Here is a 20,927-nt window from a genome sequence, read left to right on the forward strand (position 1 = left end):
ACATGCAGATGTGACACCAGGAATGCGATTTCATTCTGCATCCGGTAAAAATTAAGGCAGCTGCGTGTGCAAGCTTTTTGATACGCCATTTCATGTCGGCAAATACGCTGAAATCCAGTGCGCCGCACTAGTGGCGACGCATCAAAAATCCCGCCAAAAACTGTTTATTGTCGCTTTTCAGCACCTGGGCTCTGAGCAGGTGATCGTCGCTTATCAAAACCTGACTGGCGAAATCCTCTTTATAGACCCTGCAGTTATAAGTATTTGTCAGCTTAATAGCCTTCAGGCACATGAGAATGCATGCATATTTTGATGTTGTTTCTCAATCTTGAAATCTGAAAGGCTACAGTATGCATACATTTGGCTATAGTATGAGTGTTCATTATAGGCCCCGCCCGACGGCTCAAACGCGACAGTTTTCGTTGCGGATCGGAAGCGCGCTGCTGTGCATTGCGTGGGGGTTGGTGCCGTCCATGGCAGGGGCGCAGGTGATTATCAATGGGGTTGATTATGGGCCGTCTTATACTCTGGAAGTCTCTCAAGAGCTTCCCGCAATTCCCCAGGCTCCTTCAACTTATGAAGTTCTAAACGGTGCTCAACTTACCTATGGTAAGACGCAGCCGCTGGGGCCGGGTGGGTTGAACAGACCATGGTCAATTCTGACGGAGCCTATCGGAGTGTATCGTTGGAAAATCGACGGTGCTGGTTCGACTTTGAATACACCTGGCGTCGCCCAATTCGGGCGGGGAGCGCCTGGGCCTAACGATAGTCGCATGGATATAACAAATGGCGGTACTTGGAATTCTAGTAATAATGTGATTTTAGGCTCTGGTCTTAATTCAAAAACAGTGCTTACTGTCGACGGCATAGGTTCGTCGGTCAATATTGCTGGAGAACTTAACAGCGGCCGATTTGGTGGATTGGGCATAATAAATATCACTAATGGTGGGCAGTTGAACGCGGCTGCCGGCTTTCGATCAGGCTACGGCCAATTGCTGATAGATGGCTCCGGGTCGAAAATGACTACTCATTTTCTGTCTGGGACGGGAGAATCGTCCTTAGATATAAGAAATGGCGGCTCTCTAAGTGTTGCTACTTTTTTTGAACTTTACGGTCAAACAAGCTTGAATGTTTCGGGGCCTTTGTCTGTAGTGGAGGTGAGTACGGCTAACCTTATCAGTTATGGTGCAAGCGTTTCAGTTTCCGAAGGAGGGAAGATCAAGGCTAAAGGGATTTATCTCGGTAGTAACGAAGGAAAAGCGGGCGTCCTGAATGTAGGGGTGGGCGGCAAGGCTGGGATTCTCGATGTTCCAGAAGTCAGCCTTAATGACATGGCTAAGGTGAATTTTAATCACACAGATTTTCTAAATTTTAATAGTCCGATTACGGGAAATGGCAGCGTAAATAAGATTGGATCAGACTTTGGCGTTACGGCTCTCACGGGCGCCAACACCTATACGGGCGGAACGAATATTTCGTCTGGTGCGCTGCAAGTTGGCAATGGTGGAACGACAGGTTCCATCGTTGGTGACGTAAACAACAATGGTGCCCTGATCTTCAATCGTTCGGACAACATTACGTTCAGCGGGGTCATTTCCGGCACCGGTGACGTAGTCAAGGCCGGCTCGGGGGTCGTGACCTTGTCCGGGATGAATACCTATACCGGTTCAACCATCATCGCTGAGGGTACTTTGCAGGTCGACGGCTCGATCGATTCGTCCTCAAGGGTGACAATTGCACCAGGGGCAGTGCTGACTGGTTCAGGCCGTATGCCTGCGCTTGTGATGAACGGCACTATGGCGTTGTACGGCGTGCCGGGGACGTCGCTCGGGATCAGCGGAAACTTGACCATGAGTGCTGACTCGGTCTATGAGGCCAGGGTGCGGGGTGCGATGGCGGATCGCATCAACGTTGCTGGCACTGCTACACTCGCTGGCACGCTCAAGCTCATCCCGCGCGGCGCGCCCTATGTTTTTAAAAGCCCATACACGCTGCTTTCTGCGGCCGGCGGGCGAAGCGGAACTTTCAACAAGATCGATACTGCCGGAACCTTCGGCGGTGCTGTCAACAGCGAGGTGAGTTATACCGGCAATGACGTGCTGCTGACCCTGACGCCGGGTAAGCTGACGACCTTCGTTACGGACGACGCCCCGCACAATGGCATTATCATCGCCTCGGCGATCGACCGTGCGGTCACGGACGGGGGCGATCCGTCCTCGCTGTTCGCGATTTTCAACCAGCCGGCGGCGGCGATCCCGGCGTCAGTCAATCAGCTCTCCGGCGAACTCCACACCGCCGCGCCAGCGCTGGCCTATCGTGCCTCCGATCAGTTTCTGCGTGCAATGCTTAATCCCATGGCAGCAGGGCGGCTAGGCATCAACCAGCAGCCGGTGTTTGACAAGCCTGTCTATTCAATCTGGGCTTCGGCCTTCGGCTCCGATGGTCGCAATAGCGGCGATAGCACGGTAGGCTCGGCTAGACGTACGATCAGCGACACCTATATCGCTTCCGGCGTCGATGTCCAGATCAAGCCGGGCACCATCGTCGGCCTTGCAGTCTCTGGCGGCAGCGCGCACGCCTCGCTGGCCGGATCCGGTGGCAAGATAGACGCTGACGTCTTCCAGGCCGGCCTTTACGGCACAACACAGCTAGGCAAGGTCCGGCTCGGTGCGGCAGGCAGCTATGCTCGACTCGACAACGATGTTAGCCGCGCCATCCCGGTGCTCGGCTCCAACCTGTCCTCATCTTACGTGACTACGGCTTGGAGTGGACGTTTGCAGGGCAGCGTCGAGGCTGCCAGCTGGAACGGGCTGAGCCTCTCGCCACTGGTCGCGCTACAGGCAACTCGGGCGTACAGCCCGCACGTGAACGAGGCGAACGGAGCCGGTGCACTCACTTTGAAAAGCCGTAGTGAGACGAACTCGCGTGGTGAACTCGGGGTTCAGCTCGATGCCGATAGTCCTTTCGATGGCCTGCCTATCACCGGGTTTGCCCGGGTGGCCTGGGCGCATTATTTTCAGCGCGATGCCGACCTGAGTGCAAGCCTAATCGGGCTTCCTGGTGCTGGCTTCAAAGTCACTGGTGCCGAGGCCAACCGCAACAGTGCGCTGATGATTGTCGGCGTCAACGCCAGTTTGAATAAGCGCGTCACCGTGGGCTTTAATCTCGATAGCGAGCATTCAGGCAGTGGTGACCGCATCGGCGCATTCGCCAACGCCAGGTTCGAGTTCTGAGGAAACTAATTCAGCACCCAAATGATGGGGTCAGGTCTTGCAAAATCTCATTTGAATGATAGCCAGGGTAATAACGGTAAGGACGCGAGTTGAACTTTGAGGTAAGGCAATTTTGCAAGACCTGACCCTCGTTAGTTACTGTTCCTGGCTCATATTCATTCTTCTGGCAGCATGTGGTTGAAAAGTGTAACCAAGTATTTTGCAAGTCTGATTTCAATCTTTTTTGTGTTTTAGTTAAATAAGATTAAATTGATTTAGGATGATAAGCCGTTTCTGGCATGAACACTTACAATCTGTCAGCAAATATCAGTTTAGCCTCGTATCCCCTCGCATAATAAATGCCTTTGCACACATGCGTGTGCAAGCTTTTATCGAGAGTGTGCTATGCAGCAGGATCTAACGCCAGATAGTCTACACAGTGTTTTAAATGATGTAGTGAATGAGTGTATGCCGGACATGCAATCGGGCCCGGTTTCTCAGTTGATACGCCATTTTACGTCGGCAAACTCGCTGGCATCCAGTCCGCCGCCCGAGTGGCGACGCATCAAAAAATCGCGTCAAAAACCGTTTATTTTCGCTTTTCAGCACCTGGGCTCCGATCAGGTAATCGTCGCTTATCAAAACCTGCTTGGTGAAATCATTTTTATAGACCCCGCAGGTTTCTGACAGACCCTTACAAAAAGTGACCACCTTTGTCACTTCGTTCAACGCAGTGCTGATGTTTCTGACCGGTGTATTGCTTAAGTGCTGCAAATTCATAAGTTTTTCTCAGAACTTTTTTCTGACAGCGTAAGTGCGACTTTGAGCTGGGTATTGCCCTGCATGCGATCGTGAGGCTTGCGTGAGAAAGGAGTTTCAAGAAAATTCATCTTCCTATCAGTCATTGTCAGCTTAGTAGCCCTCAGGCGCATGAGAATAAATGCATATTTGGGGTGGTTATTCTCGATCTTTAAATCTGAATTCTGTCAATCTGAAAGGCAATAGAAATGGCAAAGACTGAAATTGCAAAAAAAACACGTCTGGTAAAAATCAAAAAAAATGGTGAAGTTGAAATCTTTTCATCAGTTGATCACGCGGTGGCCGGCAAGGCCACCCGGGTGTCGGTGGCCGATGGTGACCGTCTCTGTCTGGAGACTACAGATGGTGAAGTGATCGAGAATATCAAGGTTACGCGCGAGGGTCAGGCTTTAACCGTTGCAGCGGCTAATGATAGTACCCAGCAATTTGTGCTGGATGGTTACTTTAACTCAGGGCTGACCGATGTTGAGTTTGTAGGCCCCAGTGGCCAGCTACTGTTTAGCAGCGCGGATGCTTACGCCATGCATACGCTGCTGCCAGGACAATCGGCCAGTTATATGGGCCATGCCGGAGCCCTGGGCCCTGCTGCCGGCGGAGATACAACTGCCGGTGGATGGCCTAGCTACGCCATGCCATTGGCGATTGCGGGTGGTATAGGTGTTGCGGCACTGGCCTTTGGTGGCGGAGGCGGTGGCGGTGGCAGCAGTGCGGGTAGCGGCGGCGCAACGCCGCCAGCGGGAAACACCGTGCTAGGTGCATTTGCCGCAGGCCCCGCCGTCGCCGGCCAGAATATGGAAGTGTCGATTTATGACAAGGATGGCAATCTGATTAAAAGTACCAAGATGCTTGATGATGGCACATTCAATATGGACCTTGGCAGTTATACCGGCCTGGCTATTGTGCGCGTGGATGGTAAAGGCGGCGCTGCTGATTACCAGGATGAAGTCAGTGGTGTACCTACCAATCTGAATGCAAATATCCTTGCCGTCATCAATATCGCCAGTGGTGTTAACAAAATGAGTATCAACCCGCTGACAGCCATTGCCGCCAAAATGATGGGTCTGGAGGTGGTGAATGACAAGCTGGATTTCACCAAATTTGATGCTAGCAAGGTCAATGATAAAAATGCTGAGGTTGCCAAAGCGTTTGGTTTGGGCGGTGATGTCACCAAACTGGATGTGACGACGGCAGTCGATAAGAATGGTAGTCTTCAAACGCCTAACGATGCTGGTGCGGTTCTGGCTGCACTTTCCGGCATGGATGCTATCTACGGCGGCATGCAGGCCACGATAGATGCTCTGGTCAAAACAGTGGGCGGCCGACTTGAAAAAAGTATCCTGGCTGAGGCGCTTATGCTGGGGGCGGCCGCGGCTTATGTTAAGCTGGACTTATTACCAGTGGGTGTTATCGATGTAGTGTCGAATCTATTAAATGCAGCCAATAGCAGTGATGGCTACAGTATCAATAAGATCGCCGGTGACAACATCATCAATGCCGTTGATCCCGAATTCAAGCTGGGTTCAGAGATCACTTTTAAAGTGCCGCCAGGCAAGCTGGCCGGAGATTTTGAAATGTGGTTACCTGGCGCCTCTACCAAAGGGGCTGGCACCATCACCATTGATGCGTCCACTAATACCGCTACCTACACGCTGACTGCCGCAGAAGCGAGCGAATTGAATGCCCTCAGCGATGGCGTAAAAGGTTTCAGGTAAAACTGGCTGGCAGCACTTTTGCTAGCCCAGCTTTAACTGAGCGTTATGTGTATGTGAACAAGACAGATGATCCGCCAACTGCCATCAATTTTAGCAATACTGTGACTAGCCTGGGTGAAGCAACCATCACCGGCGGTAAAAAAGTGGCAGATATCGTCATTGTCGATCTTGATGGCTATGCAGGGACTGTGCCTACGGTGAGCGACGCCAGCCATTTTGAGGTGAAAGTAGTAAACGGCAGATATGAGCTATGGCTTAAAAGCGGCGTGGTACTTGATTTTGAGAGTGACACCAAATCGTTGACAACCACAGTGACTGCGGGCGGCGTGGACAGTGCAGCATTTACAGTGAATGTGACTGACGTCAACGAAGCGCCGGTCGCCAAAGGGAGCATCCCTGCCCAAACGGCGATCAAGAACTTAGCTTTCAGTTTAGATGCCGCCCCTTTCTTTAAGGATATGGATGCAGGGGATGTGCTCACCTATGCGGTCACCTCGGGCACGCTGCCTGCGGGCTTGAGCTTAAACACCACCACCGGCGTGATCAGCGGTACGCCTGGTGCGGATAAAGACCCCGTCAGTGTGACGATCAAGGCGACAGATAAAGCTGGCCTGTCAGTGACACAAACCTTCGATTTAGGGGTGGTCACCACTGCGCTGGCATTGGCCACTGAGAGTGATAGTGGCGTCAAGGGTGACGGCATCACCAACGTCAGCACCCCGACCTTTATCGGGGTGGTGGCAGCCGGGGCTCAGGTTGAAATATGGGACACCATTAACGGCAGCAGCACCAAGGTGGGTACTGCGACCGCTGACAGTAAAGGTGGCTGGAAGTTGGCCCTGACTGCCCAGGCAGAAGGCAATCACAGCTATGTGGCCAAAGAATTAGCGGCTGACGGCACTGTCAGCAACACTTCTACAGCGCTGCCGTTGACGATAGATACCAGCGTGAGTGCGCCTTCTATCGTTCAAGCTGTCGGCGCCCGCTATGTGCTGTTAAAACAAAACGGCAATACTACGAACACGATGTGGCTTAACGAAGTGGAAGTCTATTCAAACGGCGTCAATGTCGCACTGAATAAACCAGTCACCGCAAAGGTGACTGACGTCTGGGATGGTCACCCGTTAGCCGCGGTGACCAATGGTAATTTGGCACGCAACAATAACAACAGCTACGCGGCAAAGACAGCCACCAACGATAACTGGATCATGGTTGATCTGGGTGGCTTTTACACCATAGACCAGATCAAGGTCTACGCTTTGTCAGACGCGGCTGCAGATATTGTAAATAGTGCCAATATTGATATATTTGTCACTGCAACGCCATTGAGTGACTTGACCATTGACAAGCTCAAGGCAGTTGGCAGTGGTGCAGTTGCTGTGGGCACTACAGGGCCATCACCTGCTTATATCACCACCACGCCCAAACCCACCAAACCACTGGCTAATGATAACCCGGCCTTGAGTCCTGATCCGCTGTTAACCGGCCTGGGCGAGGTAGGCAACACCATAGAAGTGTTCGATGGCACTACCAGCCTGGGCACCACCAAGGTAAAGGCCGATGGTTCATGGAACTTCCAGACCAGTGGCATCACCAATGGCAGCCATACCATCACGGTCAAGCAGACCGATGTGGCGGGCAATGTGAGTACGGCTTCCGCCCCTTACAGCTTCAGCATAGATACCAGCAAGATGAGCGCGCCGGTGCTGGATACGTCTAGCGATAGCGGCGTGAAAGGCGACGCTGCCACCAGTCACACTACCCCGACCGTGAAAGGCACAGGCGCGACGGCGAATGCCAAGCTGGATATCTTTGCTGGCAGCAGCAAGCTGGGTCAGGTGACTGCCGATGCGAACGGACGCTGGGCGTTCACCGTGCCTGCCGACCAGCCTCTGGCCTCAGGCATGCATAATATCGTGGCTAAAGAGCTGGCTGCGGATGGCTCGGTGGCGAAAACCTCAGACATATACAGCCTGGTGATCGATACCTTCGCATATGCGCCGGTGGTGAATACCATCACCAGCTATGTTAAATCTGCCCCGCTAGTGACGGGCACAGCAGAAGCGAACGCCACGGTCACGCTGGTGGCGACCAGTGACGATGGTGTGAGCAAGACCTTCACCACCACCGCCAGCGCCAGTGGTGCCTGGAGTATCAATACCGGTGCTGGCAGCAATGCACTGGTAGCGAACAAAGTGTATAGCGTGCGCGCCAGCCAGGTCGATGCATCAGGCAACAGCAGCGCACAGAGTGCGGTGCAAACGGTGAACTACGATACGGTTGCTCTGGCACCAGTGGTGAATGCGGTCACCGGCGACCAGGCCCCTACCTTTAGTCTTACCGGCACTGGCGAGGTTGGCGCCAGCGTGCGTGTGTATGACGGTGAAACCTTGCTGGGCAGCACGACGGTCAACGCGCAGGGCCAGTGGGGCTTTGTGGTGCAGGGCTTAACTAACGGCGCACACAGCTTGAAGGCCGAGCAGATAGACCGGGCGGGTAACCAGAGCACCCAGACCAGCACAGCGGTGACTGTAGACATCACACTGCTTGCAGCCCCGGTGCTAACAGTGGCTACGGATAGTGGCATCAAGGGTGATGGCATCACCAATGTCACCAGACCTGGCTTTATTGGAACTGCAGCAGCCGGGGCTAAGGTTGAGGTGTGGGATACCTTTAACGGCAGCAGCATCAAAGTCGGCACTGCGACTGCAGACAGCAAAGGCAACTGGAGCCTGACCCTGACTGTCCAGGCAGAAGGCAGCCACAGCTATGTGACCAAAGAAATAGCCGCTGACGGCAGTGCCGGCCGTACTTCCAAGCCAACAGCGCTGACCATAGACACCACCGCGCCTGGTAGTGCGCCTAGCTTGTCATTAACCACTGCGAGCGACAGTGGCGCCAGTGCCACGGATGCTATCACCAAAGTGGCCATGCCTACCCTGAGTGGCAAGGCGGATGCCCAAGCGCAGGTCAATGTATATCAAGGCGATACTCTGGTGGGTAATGCCCAGGCCGATGCCAGCGGCAACTGGAGCCTGAAAGTCCCCGCTGCACTGGCGGATGGTAAATACAGCTTTACCGCCAAACAATTGGATGCAGCCGGCAATGAGAGTGCTGCCAGTGTGGCAGCGGCAATCACTGTGGATACCAGCGTGAGTGCGCCTGCTATTGTTCAACCTGTCACCGCCCGTGCCCGCTATGTGCTGTTAAAACAAAACGGCGAGAGGGCGGGTAGAATGTATGTTAACGAAGTGGAAGTCTATGCAAACGGCACCAATGTCGCATTGAATAAACCAGCCACAGGAGGTAGGTCTGGACTAGCCCTCGTCTTGGGCTCTACGGCATCCGGGGTCACGGATGGTAATTTGGCGGATAACACTAATAACGCCTACCTTTCAACAGGTATAACCACTGATGACTGGGTAATGGTAGATCTGGGCAGCTATTACGCTATTGAGGAAATCAAGATCTCCGCTTATACAAACGTGGGTGATTACCTTGCAGCGACTTCTCAAATCGATGTATTTGTCTCCGAAACGCCATTGAGTAGCTTGACCTATGCCCAGCTCACAGCAGGTGAAAGTGGTGCGGTGCATCTGGGCACGACAGGGCCCACACCTGCTTACACCACCACCATCAAACCCAGCAAACCAGTGGGTGATCAAACCCCGGTCTTGAGTGCTGACCCGCTGCTAACTGGCCTGGGCGAGCCAGGCAGCACAGTCGAACTGTTTGAAGGTGAGAAAAGCCTGGGCACCACCCAGGTGAAGGGCGATGGTTCATGGAGCTTTCAGACCAGTGGCATGACTACCAATGCCAGCCACAGTATCACGGTGAAGCAGACCGATGTGGCGGGCAATGTGAGTGCGGCTTCTGCCCCTTATCAATTCACCATAGATACCAGCAAACTGCGCGCGCCGGGGCTGGATACGTCTAGCGACAGCGGTCAGAAAGGCGATGCTATCACCAGTAACACCACGCCGACCCTGAAAGGCACAGGCGCGACTGCGAATGCCAAGCTGGTGATCTTTGATGGCAGCAGCATGCTGGGGCAGGTGACTGCCGATGCGAATGGCCAGTGGACGTTCACGGTTCCTGCCGCCATGCCTTTGGCTCCAGTCGCGCATAGGATCGTGGCTAAAGAGCTGGGCACCGATGGTGTGACGGTGGTGAAAACCTCAGACCCATACGCCCTGGTGATCGATACCGTGGCAGCTGCGCCGGTAGTGAATACCATCGCCAGCTATGTTAAATCTGCCCCGCTAGTGACAGGCAAAGCAGAAGCCAACGCCACTGTCACCCTGGTGGCGACCAGTGACGATGGTGTGAGCAAGACTTTCACCACCACCGCCAACGCCAGTGGTGTCTGGAGTATCAATACCGGTGCTGGCAGCAATGCCCTGGTAGCGAACAAAGTGTATAACGTGCGCGCCAGCCAGGTAGATGTGGCTGGCAACAGTAGCGCCCTGAGTGCGGTGCAAACGGTGAACTACGATACGCTAGTACAGGCACCGGTGGTGAATGCGGTCAGCGGCGACCAGCCCACCACATTTACGCTCAGCGGCACTGGCGAGGCAGGCGCCACCGTGCGTGTGTTTGACGGTAATACCTTGTTGGGCGGCGCCACTGTTAACGCGCAGGGCCAGTGGAGCTTTGTGGTGCTGCCGGGTTTAGCTGACGGCGCGCACACCTTGAAGGCCGAGCAGATCGACCGGGCGGGTAACCTGAGCACCCAGACCAGCACGACGGTATCCGTAGACACGAAACTGCTAGCAGCCCCTGTGCTGGCCGTTTCCTCTGATAGTGGCATCAAGGGTGATGGCATCACCAATGTCACCAGCCCCAGCTTCACTGGGGCAGCAGCAGCCGATGCTAAGGTGGAAGTGTGGGATACCTTTAACGGCAGCAGCATCAAGGTTGGCACTGCGACTGCTAACAGCAAAGGCAACTGGAGCCTGACCCTGACTGGTCAGGCAGAAGGCAGCCACAGTTATGTGACCAAAGAAATAGCCGCTGACGGCAGTACCGGCCGTAGTTCTAAGCCAACCGCGCTGACCATAGACACCACCGCGCCTGGTAGTGCACCTAGCTTGTCATTAACCACTGCGAGCGACAGTGGCACCAATACGGCGGATGGTATCACCAAAGTGGCCATGCCTACCCTGAGTGGCAAGGCTGATGCCAAAGCGCAGGTGAATGTATATCAGGGCAATACCCTGGTGGGCAATACCCAGGCCGATGCGAGCGGCAACTGGAGCCTGAAAGTCCCCGCTGCACTGGCGGATGGTCAGTACAGCTTTACCGCCAAACAATTGGATGCAGCCGGCAATGAGAGTGCTGCCAGTGTGGCAGCGGCGGTGACTGTGGATAGCAGCGTGAGTGCGCCTGTTTTTGTGCAACCTGCAAGCACCCGCGCCCGCTATGTGCTGTTAAAACAAAACGGTGCGATTGCCAGCGAGATGGCTGTGAATGAAGTGGAAGTCTATGCAAATGGCACCAATGTCGCACTGAATAAACCAGTCACAACAGGTGTGATGAATGTATACGCGATCCACGCTGGCACCACGCCATCCGGGGTGACCAATGGTAATTTTGACCGTATGAATTATAACGGCTACTATGCAACTGGAGCCAAGCCCAATAACTGGATCATGGTTGATCTGGGTGACTTTTATAGCATAGACCAGATCAAGGTCTACGCTTTGTCCAACGGGTCTAAAGATATCCCGGGTTCTGAATATGATCTTGCACGCGTGGCTAATATTGATGTATTTATCTCCGAAACGCCCTTGGGTGACTTGAGTTATGCCCAACTCATGGCGGGTGAGGGTGGTGCGGTGCGTATGGGAGCTACAGGGTCCACGCCCGCTTACATCACCACCGCCAACACAGCCACCAAACCAGTGAATAATACTTTGAGTGCTGACCCGCTGTTAAGCGGCCTGGGCGAGCCAGGCAGCATAGTCGAACTGTTTGAAGGCGAGAAAAGTCTGGGCACCGCCAAGGTGAATGGCAACGGTTTATGGAGCTTTCAGACCAGTGGCATGACTACCAATGCCAGCCACAGTATCACGGTGAAGCAGACCGATGTGGCGGGCAATGTGAGTGCGGCTTCTGCCCCTTATCAATTCACCATAGATACCAGCAAACTGCGCGCGCCAGTGCTGGATACGTCTAGCGATAGCGGTCAGAAAGGCGACGCTGTCACCAGTGACACAACCCCGACCCTGAAAGGCACAGGCGCGAAGGCGAATGCCAAACTGAGTATCTTTGATGGCAACAGCATGTTGGGTCAGGTGACTGCCGATGCGAGTGGCCAATGGACGTTCACGCCACCCGCCGACGTGCCCCTGGGCCGGCATAGTTTCGTGGCAAAAGAGCTGGCTGCCGATGGTGTGACGGTGGTGAAAACCTCAGACCCCTACGTCCTGGTGATCGATACCACAGCCGCTGCGCCGCTAGTGAACCCCATCACCACAAATACTAAATCTGCCCCGCTAGTGACAGGCACAGCGGAAGGGTACGCCACTATCACCCTGGTGGCGACCGGTGACGATGGTGTGAGCAAGACCTTTACCACCACCGCCAGCGCCAGTGGTGCCTGGAGTGTCAATACCGGTGCTGGCAGCAATGCACTGGTAGCGAACAAAGTGTATAGCGTGCGCGCCAGCCAGGTTGATGTGGCTGGCAACAGCAGCGCGCAGAGTGTAGTACAAACGGTAAACTACGATACGCAAGTGCAGGCTCCGGTGGTGAATGCGGTCACCGGCAACCAGGCGCCGAGCTTTAGTCTCACCGGCAGTGGCGAGGCAGGTGCCAGCGTGCGTGTGTTTGACGGTGATACCTTACTGGGTAGCACTACTGTCAACGCCCAGGGCCAATGGGGCTTTGTGGTGCAGGGCTTGGCTAACGGCGACCACAGCTTGAAGGCCGAGCAGATAGACCGGGCGGGTAACCTGAGCACCCAGACCAGCACGAAGGTGACTGTAGACACGGCGCTGCTTGCAGCCCCGGTGCTGGCAGTGGCCACGGATAGTGGCATCAAGGGTGATGGCATTACCAATGTCACCAGTCCTGGCTTCACTGGGGTGGCCAAAGCCGGGGCTAAAGTAGAAGTGTGGGATAGCTTTAACGGCAGCGACAACAAGGTCGGCACTGTGACTGCTGACGGCAACGGCAACTGGAGCCTGTCCCTGAGTGGCCAGACAGAAGGCACCCACAGTTATGTGGCTAAAGAACTTGGCACTGACGGTGTCACTGCCATCCGTACCTCTAAGCCAACGGTGCTGACCATAGATATCAGCGCGCCTGCTGCTGCGCCTAGCATATCGCTGTCAGCAGCGAGTGACAGCGGAGTGGCAAGTGACGGCATCACTAATGTCACCACACCTGTGCTGCAGGGTAAGGCGGATGCAAATAATGCCGTGAATATTTATCAGGGCAGCAGTCTGGTGGGTACTGCCAAGGCCGATTCGAACGGCAACTGGAGCTTGCAAGTGCCTGCCGTATTGATGGATGGTCAGTACAGCTACACCGCCAGGCAGGTGGATGCGGCTGGCGACCAGAGTGCTGCCAGTGTAGCAGCGGTGGTGACTGTGGATACCACCGCCATTGCGCCTGTTTTCGCTCAACCTGCCTCTGCCCGCGCCCGCTATGTGCTGTTAAAACAAAACGGCGCTAATGCGAACAGGATGTATGTTAACGAAGTGGAAGTCTATGCAAACGGCACCAATGTCGCGCGGGGTAAAACAGTCACAGCAGGTTTGACCGGAAGCGACGTCTACGCTGGCTACAAGGAATCCGGGGTGACGAATGGTAATTTTGACCGTGAGAATAATAACGGCTATGCGGCAAGTAGAGCCACCACCGATAACTGGATCATGGTTGATCTGGGCGAGTTTTTCACCATAGACCAGATCAAGGTTTACGCTTTGTCCAACGGTTCTAAAGATATCCCGTATTCTGAAATTGATCTCGCATCAGTGTCTGATATAGATGTATTTATCTCCGAAACGCCATTGAATGGCTTGAGCTATACCCAGCTCAAGGCGGGTGAGAGTGGTGCGGTGCGTATGGGAACAACAGGGCGTTCACCCGCTTATATCACCACCGTCAACACACCTACCAAACCAGTGGAGAATACTTTGAGTGCTGATCCGCTGTTAAGCGGCCTGGCCGAGCCAGGCAGCATAGTCGAACTGTTTGATGGCACCATCAGCCTGGGCACCACCAAGGCGAATGGCAACGGTTTATGGAGCTTTCAGACCAGTAATATGACCACTAATGGCAGCCACAGCATCACGGTGAAGCAGACCGATGTGGTAGGTAATGTGAGTGCAGCTTCTGCCCCTTATCAATTCACCATAGATACCAGCAAGCTGAGCACGCCGGTGATGGATGCTGCGAGCGATAGCGCTCAGAAAGGGGACGCTGTCACCAGTAACACCACCCCGACCCTGAAAGGCACAGGCGCGAAGGCGAGTGCCAAGCTGGATATCTATGATGGCAGCACCAAGCTGGCTCAGGTGACAGCCGATGCGAATGGCGGGTGGACGTATACACTTGTTGCCGCCCTGGCCGCAGGCACGCATAGTGTCGTGGCCAAAGAGCTGGCCGCCGATGGTGTGACGGTGGTTAAAACCTCAGGCGCATATAACCTGGTGATAGATACCTCGGCAGCTGTACCGAAATTCGATCCTGTCCCCAGATATATTAAATCTGCCCCGCTGCTGACAGGTACAGCGGAAGCGTACGCCACTGTCACGTTGGTGGCGACCAGTACCGATGGTGTGATCAGCACCTTCACCACCACTGCCAATGCCAGTGGTGCCTGGAGTATCAATACCGGTGCGGGCAGCAATGCACTGGTAGCGAATAAGGCGTATACCCTGTACGCCACCCAGGTCGATGTGGCTGGCAACAGCAGCGTCAAGACTTCGCTAGAAGTGCTGCACTACGATACGGTTGCTCTGGCGCCGGTGGTGAATGCGGTCACCGGCGATCAGGCCACCGGCTTTAACGTCAGCGGCAGTGGCGAGGTGGGCGCCAGCGTGCGTGTGTTTGACGGTAATACCTTGCTGGGCAGCACCACGGTCAACTCAGAGGGTCAGTGGAGCTTTGTGGCGAAGGGTTTATCTAACGGCGTGCATACCCTGAAGGCCGAGCAGGTCGACCTGGCGGGTAACCTGAGCACCCGCAGCGACGTCAGGCTGGGCACTAACCTGGCTGAGCAGATGGTGGGAGACAAACAGGATAACGTCTTTTTGCCAAATGGCGCACCTGCTGGTGAGCCCGGCGACACACTGACTGGCGGCGGTGGCCATGACAGATTTATATTCAACGTCAAGACCCCGTTGAACAGTGGCGCCACCATCAAAGACTTTGGTTTGAAGCTGGGCAAAGGCGCAGGCCAGGGAGCGGATGAAACCGATGTGATCGATGTGTCTGCACTGCTGTCAGGCTTTACCGCCAGCAGCAATTTGTCAGACTTTGTGCGTGCAGTGAACCTGAATGGCAAGGTGCAGATCCAGGTTGATCATGACGGTAAGGCAAATGGCGCTGGCTTTGATAAGAGCTCGTTTATGACGCTGGATAATTTGAGTGTAGACGCGAATAACCAGGTGGTGGTCAATGCAGCGACTATGGCGACGACTGTGCCGGGTTTAACCGGCAATATCACGCTGGACAATCTGGTAGAGCAAATGAGGCTGGATAATCAATTTAAAGTACTTGCTTAAAATAATCGCATGGCCAGGTGATCACCTGCAAAGCTGATGACCTGCAATTGATCAGCTGCAATGCTGATGACTTACAAGGTTGATCAGCAATGCTGAGGACTTAGAACGTTGATCAGCTTTAATGCTGAGGACCTACAAGGTTGATCAGCAATGCTGAAGACTTAGAAAGTTGATCAGCTTTAATGCTGATGCCCTGGAAAGTTTATCAGCTGCATTGCTGTGGCCTTTAAAGTTGTTCAGCAATGCTGAGGACCTACAAGGTTGATCAGCAATGCTGATCAAGTGAAAAAATAGCTGTGCGAGTGCCCGGCGGGTGAGCCCTGCCGTTTTAGCCCTTACTCCCGCAACCCTTTACTCTGGGTTGCCGGGCAGTAAGGGCTCTTTGTTTTTGGGGGGGCTGCCGCTTAGATTTAAGGTTATGTTCAAGGTTTGGCCAGTATCACTGCCTGGGTGTGATGGCTGAGGCCGCTTACAACGCAAACTGCAAGCATGCTTTTAATTGAGGATGCGACAGCACTTAAGTATGCGACAGGATTTAAAAATACGGCCCCATTTGGCCCCAATCACGCCGGCAAAAGCAGCATCAGCGAGTGTCAGCTACGGCAGGGCCATGCTTAATATACTTTAACAGCTGTGATCGGGCCCGCCAGATGGTTTGGCAGGCAGTTTTTTTGGCTGTTTTACTGTATTCCTGAATGTTCAATGCATAAATATTCAGTTGAATAAGTATTTGTCTGCATAAGTATTGAGGAGGTCGTATGAGTGAGGACTTGAAGATCAGGTATTTTTCAGTGGTGGCTGAGATTTTGTGTGAGATCGACGAAAAGAAATATCTGGGTGCGTACTATCTTTCTGCCTGCGTACGCTGTGCACAGATCATGCTCTCTCAAATGGAGGCTGAAGCGTGGGATATCGGTCTTTTACCGGATATATTCAACAACATTTATCACGAAGCGCAACAGGACGCGCACCATATTTGCCAGCTGATCGATCAAGCCCACGAGGAAATCGCCAGATTGTTGGGCATGGATTCGGTGGTTTTGTATGGCGAAGATGCCTGGTTTCAGGCACAGCCGAAAAAAAAGATTAGTCAGCTTCTAAGCTAGAGGCTGGAGATTAGGGGTTGGGGGCTAAAGAGTAAGGGTTAGGGGCTTAAAAGCAGGGGTTGGGGGTTAGAGAACGGTAGCGTTGAGAATAAGTGCTTTAGGGCATAGATTGGTGCAGATCAAGGGCATGAGATAAGTACATAGGGGCTAGGGCATGGAGACAAGTGTAGTGGCTGACAACTGAGTGCATTCGTTCACGCGCTTGTCAGCACGATGATGCGGCATGTGAGCGCCTATCAGGAGGGGTTGTCAGCGCCGACGGCTAGCTTGATGGCGGCGCTTAGCTGCAATGAATTGTGATTTGCTTGATTTTGATTTGCTTAAGTGAGGCTGTTTTGTGTCAGCAGTTGCATGCTGCTTAAGCCTTTATCAGGTGGCGATTCAGATAACAGCTGTCAGTTTTTCGTGTTTGCCTGTACTAACCAGCGCGTTTTCAGGAAAAAATCCCGGTTTTTATCACATTTCCTGACGATTTGTCAGAAATTGTCAGTTACTGACCTCTACTTAATGAAAAAATCCCCCACATGAATTGATAGTAATGTTTTTTTAGGGGGTAGCGTGCTTTATCTTTTTAGCTTAGTTCTCTGCCTGATGTTTACTCAGGCTGTTGCTGGTGAGGCGCTTTCTGCCTGCACTCCAGCTATAAACTCCGGCAGTGGCACCTCGTTTGTCGCGCCTGGCTCGGCTGGTGGTTTGCGATTGTCTCCTTTGTCAGAATTTAAGCGCAATGTTGCGCTGGCTGACAATAGCTGTCAGGTTTACTCAACTACAGTAAGTGAGAGCGCGACATCTGGCCTGGCCCAGCAACTGGATGCACTGGTGAAAGAAACCGTGCGCTCACACCCTAACGTTGAATCTAGAAATGGTGCTGTGAATGAGGCAGCCTATGGATTGCGGGCAGCTGAACTGCAATATTACCCTGCGCCTAGTGCGCAAGTCTCTCAACGTAGTGATGGTACGCATGTGACCACGTTGCAATTGACCCAGCCATTGTGGACCTGGGGCCGGATCACTGCCGGGGTGGATGCTGCCAGCAGCCAGAAACAATCCGCTGAATTCTCCGTGCTGGAGGCCCAGTATGGCCTGGCTTTGAACGTGGTGTCGGCTTATCAGACATTGCAATCGTCATTGGGTCGGCAAAAGGCCTCAAACAATAATCTTGAGCGGCTGCTTTCTTTGGAGGCTCTGGTCAAGCGGCGTATCGCGCAAGGTGCCTCGCCATTGTCGGATAGTTATTTGATCTCTTCCAGGCTGGACCAATCCCGAAGTGAGCTGGCAAATGAGCAGGCTAATGGTAATTCTGCCCTGGCGCAGTTGTCATTGCTGGCCGGCCGCGAGGTCACCGCGAGTGAGATTGAATTGCAGAGCGGTGTGGCAGCCAGTGAGTTTTTCAACCATGAAAATGAAGAGCAATTCGTTCAGTATGCCTTGAATAATCATCCAGTGCTGTCGCGTTTTGCTGCAGATATAGAAGTGGCAGATGCGCAACAGCGCGCGCAGAAAGCAGCCCTTTGGCCCAGCCTGGCTTTACAGGCACAGCACACCACCACGACTGCCCCCGGTACTTTTGACAATGATTCGGTATTTTTAACCGTGCAGTACCAGCCTGGTGCGGGGTTATCGTCTTTTGCGCAAGCACAGGCTGCGCAGGCGCGTGTGCAAAGCGTGCGCGCGCTGCGTGTCGCGGCTGAGCGTTCATTGGTACAGTCTATCCGGATAGAGTGGCAGGCAGGCACCGCAGCCAGCAAACGCTTGGGTAATGCACTTGCCAATGCCAAAACAGCAGCGGAAGTGCTGGAGTCTTATAAGCGGCTGTTCAAGGCCGGTAAACGCAGCTGGTATGACGTGGTGAACGTTGCCAGGGATCTGGTGATCGCTGAGCAGGCACTGGCCGAAGTCAATGCCCAGCTGGTGGTCACCCGCTACAAACTCGATGTGCTCAGTGGGAAATTCCCCTGGTTAGGAAACAGAACATGATGTGGTGGAACAATAAACAAGGTAAACAGGCGCATGGACTGACGATGGCCGATTTTGAATGGCTGGCGCACAGGCTGGCAGTCACCAGTCCCAATGCGCGCAAACTTTCCAAGCGTGAAATGCATGCGATCTATGAGGAATGCCTGGGGCAGGTTAAGACTGCAAGCGTTGCTGTAGACGCTCATGAGCGGGCGGAGCCATCGGCCGTGTTGCATGAGTTGATCAAGCCTGATGCGTTGAGTCCTCATGCGGTAAACCCTGATTTGGGAAGCCCTGATGCGGTAAAGCATAGCGCGCACGCGCCTGAAGTGGTGGACGCTGAACTGGTAGCTGATCCTGCACCGCCAGTCATGCTGGAAGCACGCGTAGCCAAAGCGGCTATCAAGCTCCTGCATGCAGAAATGGGCCTGAAGCCGCCGGTGTGGATGCGTAAAGTCAGGCCTGAAGTACTGCCTGCGATCGCCATGCTGCCAGGCATGGGCTGGCATATCATTCTCGGTAAAGGCAGCGATGGTAACTGGGTAGTTGAAAGCCCGGCAGGCCGCACGCAGGTGGCGTCACTGCCTGCAGGCGCAAGCTATTCGACCATAGAGAATACGGTGGTCGGTGAGAAGAAAGCCAGCCTGAGAAAGTTGTTCAAGCAAGTTTTGTTGCAGCGCTCGCATGTGTTGTTTTACGTTGGTTTTGCTGCAATCATCGCCAATACACTGGCTTTGGCGGGTTCATTGTATTCCATGCAGGTGTATGACAGGGTGATCCCCACGCAAGGGGTGCCCACCCTGATCGTGTTAACCACGGGTGCCCTGGTCGCGGCGGTATTTGAGCTGGTGATCAAGATGGCGCGCTCTGCGATTCAGGACCGTGCCATGAAGGGCATAGACATTGAATTGGGGCACCGTGTGTTCCAGCGGCTATTGAATATACGCATGGATCAGTTTCCGCCTAGTGTGGGCAGCCTGTCTTCGCAAGTGCGTGGCTATGAGACTATCCGCGCTTTTGTACTTGCCGCGGTGCTTTACTGTTTGATCGATGTGCCATTCGCCATTCTTTTCCTGCTGGTGATCGTGATGCTGGCAGGGTTGCAGATGGCGCTGGTGCCTATCGGTTTTTTTGTGGCTTCCATGCTGGTGGGCTTGATGTATCGCAAGCGCATACAAGCGCACACCCGCAGCTCTACCATGGCCAGTAACAAAAAACTGGGCTTGCTGGTTGAGACTGTTGAAGGCGCAGAGTCGATCAAGGCCACTGGTGCAGGCTGGCATCAGCTCAATCGCTGGGGCATGTTGAGCCGGGAGTCAGTTGAAGAGGATGTCAGCATACGCCATTACAGCGAGCACGCCAGTTACCTTGCCGCATTTTTACAGCAATCCAGCTATGTGGTGCTGGTGTGCATGGGGGCGTATATCGCTTCTACCGGCCTGTTGACCACCGGTAGCCTGATCGCTTGCTCTATCCTCTCCGGCCGCGTGCTGGCACCAGTGGGGGCACTGCCTGGCCTGATCGTGCAATGGGGTAATTCAAAGATCTCATTCGAGAGCCTGGAAAAGGTTTTTTCCCTGCAAATGGATAATGAAGGTGTGGAGACCCCGCTGGTGCCTGAACGCCTGCTCGGCAATATCATGGTGCCCGCCCTGCAGTTCGCTTATAAAGAAGGTACACAAGGCCTGAAGATAGAAAATCTCAACATAGGCATGGGTGAGAAAGTGGGTATTATAGGCAGCATAGGTGCAGGAAAAAGCACATTGCTCAAGCTGCTGGGTGGCTTGTATAAACCGGTGCAGGGCACGGTGTTGCTGGATGGGCTGGATATGCAGCAATTATCCCGCCCCTGGCTATCTGAACAGATAGGCTATATCCCGCAAGAGATACGGCTGTTGCAAGGCAGTCTGCGTGACAATCTGACCATAGGCCTGGTCGGCATCACGGATGCCGCTATTCTGGCCGCCTGCGAAGCGACCGGGCTGATCCGTTTGGTCTCGGGTCATGCCAAAGGCCTGGATCTGCAGATCGCTGAAGGCGGCGCGGGGGTGTCTGGTGGGCAAAAGCAGCTTATCGCACTCACTCGATTGTTATTGGCCAAGCCCAATATGTGGCTGCTGGATGAGCCTACCTCGGCCATGGATGAAGGCACTGAAGGCCAGGCGTTGACTGCCATTCAGCAGGCGGCCACCGCCACGCAAACCCTGCTGCTGGTGACACATAAACCGGCGCTGGTGGCGCTGGTCAACCGCCTGATAGTGCTGGGCCCGCAAGGTATCTTGATCGATGGTCCGCGCGATGCCGTATTGCAGCGGTTGCAGGGCCGGCCATCTACCACCGCGCCAGCAGAAACTGTTACCGTGAACGCGCAAGAAGGAGTTTGAA

Annotated in this window: 8 protein-coding genes; all 8 read left to right on the top strand. The window is 54.0% G+C overall.

The window, feature by feature from the left end; genetic code table 11:
- Window positions 1-64 precede the first annotated feature (64 nt).
- The 8 genes from ACFQ1Z_RS11905 to ACFQ1Z_RS11940 all read left to right on the top strand — a co-directional run bounded on the left by ACFQ1Z_RS11905 (window position 65) and on the right by ACFQ1Z_RS11940 (window position 20,926).
- Window positions 65-313, top strand: coding sequence for a hypothetical protein (locus ACFQ1Z_RS11905; RefSeq protein WP_379057857.1), 249 nt, complete (start codon window positions 65-67; stop codon window positions 311-313).
- Window positions 314-773: 460 nt separating this feature from the next.
- Complete coding sequence (locus tag ACFQ1Z_RS11910) at window positions 774-3,233, top strand: autotransporter outer membrane beta-barrel domain-containing protein (protein ID WP_379057859.1); 2,460 nt, start codon at window positions 774-776, stop codon at window positions 3,231-3,233.
- 384 nt (window positions 3,234-3,617) lie between these two features.
- A complete protein-coding gene (locus ACFQ1Z_RS11915) occupies window positions 3,618-3,899 on the top strand; it encodes a hypothetical protein (RefSeq protein WP_379057861.1) in 282 nt (93 codons plus the stop codon).
- A gap of 320 nt (window positions 3,900-4,219) precedes the next feature.
- Complete coding sequence (locus tag ACFQ1Z_RS11920) at window positions 4,220-5,743, top strand: hypothetical protein (RefSeq protein ID WP_379057862.1); 1,524 nt, start codon at window positions 4,220-4,222, stop codon at window positions 5,741-5,743.
- Between the two features lie 101 nt (window positions 5,744-5,844).
- Window positions 5,845-15,480 carry an Ig-like domain-containing protein gene (locus ACFQ1Z_RS11925; RefSeq protein ID WP_379057864.1) on the top strand — a complete coding sequence of 3,212 codons (9,636 nt, stop codon included), beginning with the start codon at window positions 5,845-5,847 and terminating at the stop codon, window positions 15,478-15,480.
- Between the two features lie 758 nt (window positions 15,481-16,238).
- Window positions 16,239-16,586, top strand: coding sequence for a hypothetical protein (locus ACFQ1Z_RS11930; RefSeq protein ID WP_379057865.1), 348 nt, complete (start codon window positions 16,239-16,241; stop codon window positions 16,584-16,586).
- Window positions 16,587-17,177: 591 nt separating this feature from the next.
- Complete coding sequence (locus ACFQ1Z_RS11935) at window positions 17,178-18,563, top strand: TolC family protein (protein ID WP_379057867.1); 1,386 nt, start codon at window positions 17,178-17,180, stop codon at window positions 18,561-18,563.
- Window positions 18,560-20,926, top strand: a complete 2,367-nt coding sequence (locus ACFQ1Z_RS11940) for an ATP-binding cassette domain-containing protein (protein ID WP_379057869.1) — start codon at window positions 18,560-18,562, stop codon at window positions 20,924-20,926. The genes ACFQ1Z_RS11935 and ACFQ1Z_RS11940 overlap by 4 nt, the downstream gene beginning before the upstream one ends.
- Window position 20,927 lies beyond the last annotated feature (1 nt).

The sequence above is a fragment of the Methylophilus luteus genome (assembly GCF_042676265.1).
Classification (GTDB): Bacteria; Pseudomonadota; Gammaproteobacteria; order Burkholderiales; family Methylophilaceae; genus Methylophilus; species Methylophilus luteus.

Coding starts and splice junctions, on each gene's coding strand:
- ACFQ1Z_RS11915 (WP_379057861.1), top strand. CDS start 3,618: ATGCAGCAGGATCTAACGCCAGATAGTCTACACAGTGTTTTAAATGAT.
- ACFQ1Z_RS11920 (WP_379057862.1), top strand. CDS start 4,220: ATGGCAAAGACTGAAATTGCAAAAAAAACACGTCTGGTAAAAATCAAA.
- ACFQ1Z_RS11940 (WP_379057869.1), top strand. CDS start 18,560: ATGATGTGGTGGAACAATAAACAAGGTAAACAGGCGCATGGACTGACG.
- ACFQ1Z_RS11935 (WP_379057867.1), top strand. CDS start 17,178: ATGTTTACTCAGGCTGTTGCTGGTGAGGCGCTTTCTGCCTGCACTCCA.
- ACFQ1Z_RS11910 (WP_379057859.1), top strand. CDS start 774: ATGGATATAACAAATGGCGGTACTTGGAATTCTAGTAATAATGTGATT.
- ACFQ1Z_RS11930 (WP_379057865.1), top strand. CDS start 16,239: ATGAGTGAGGACTTGAAGATCAGGTATTTTTCAGTGGTGGCTGAGATT.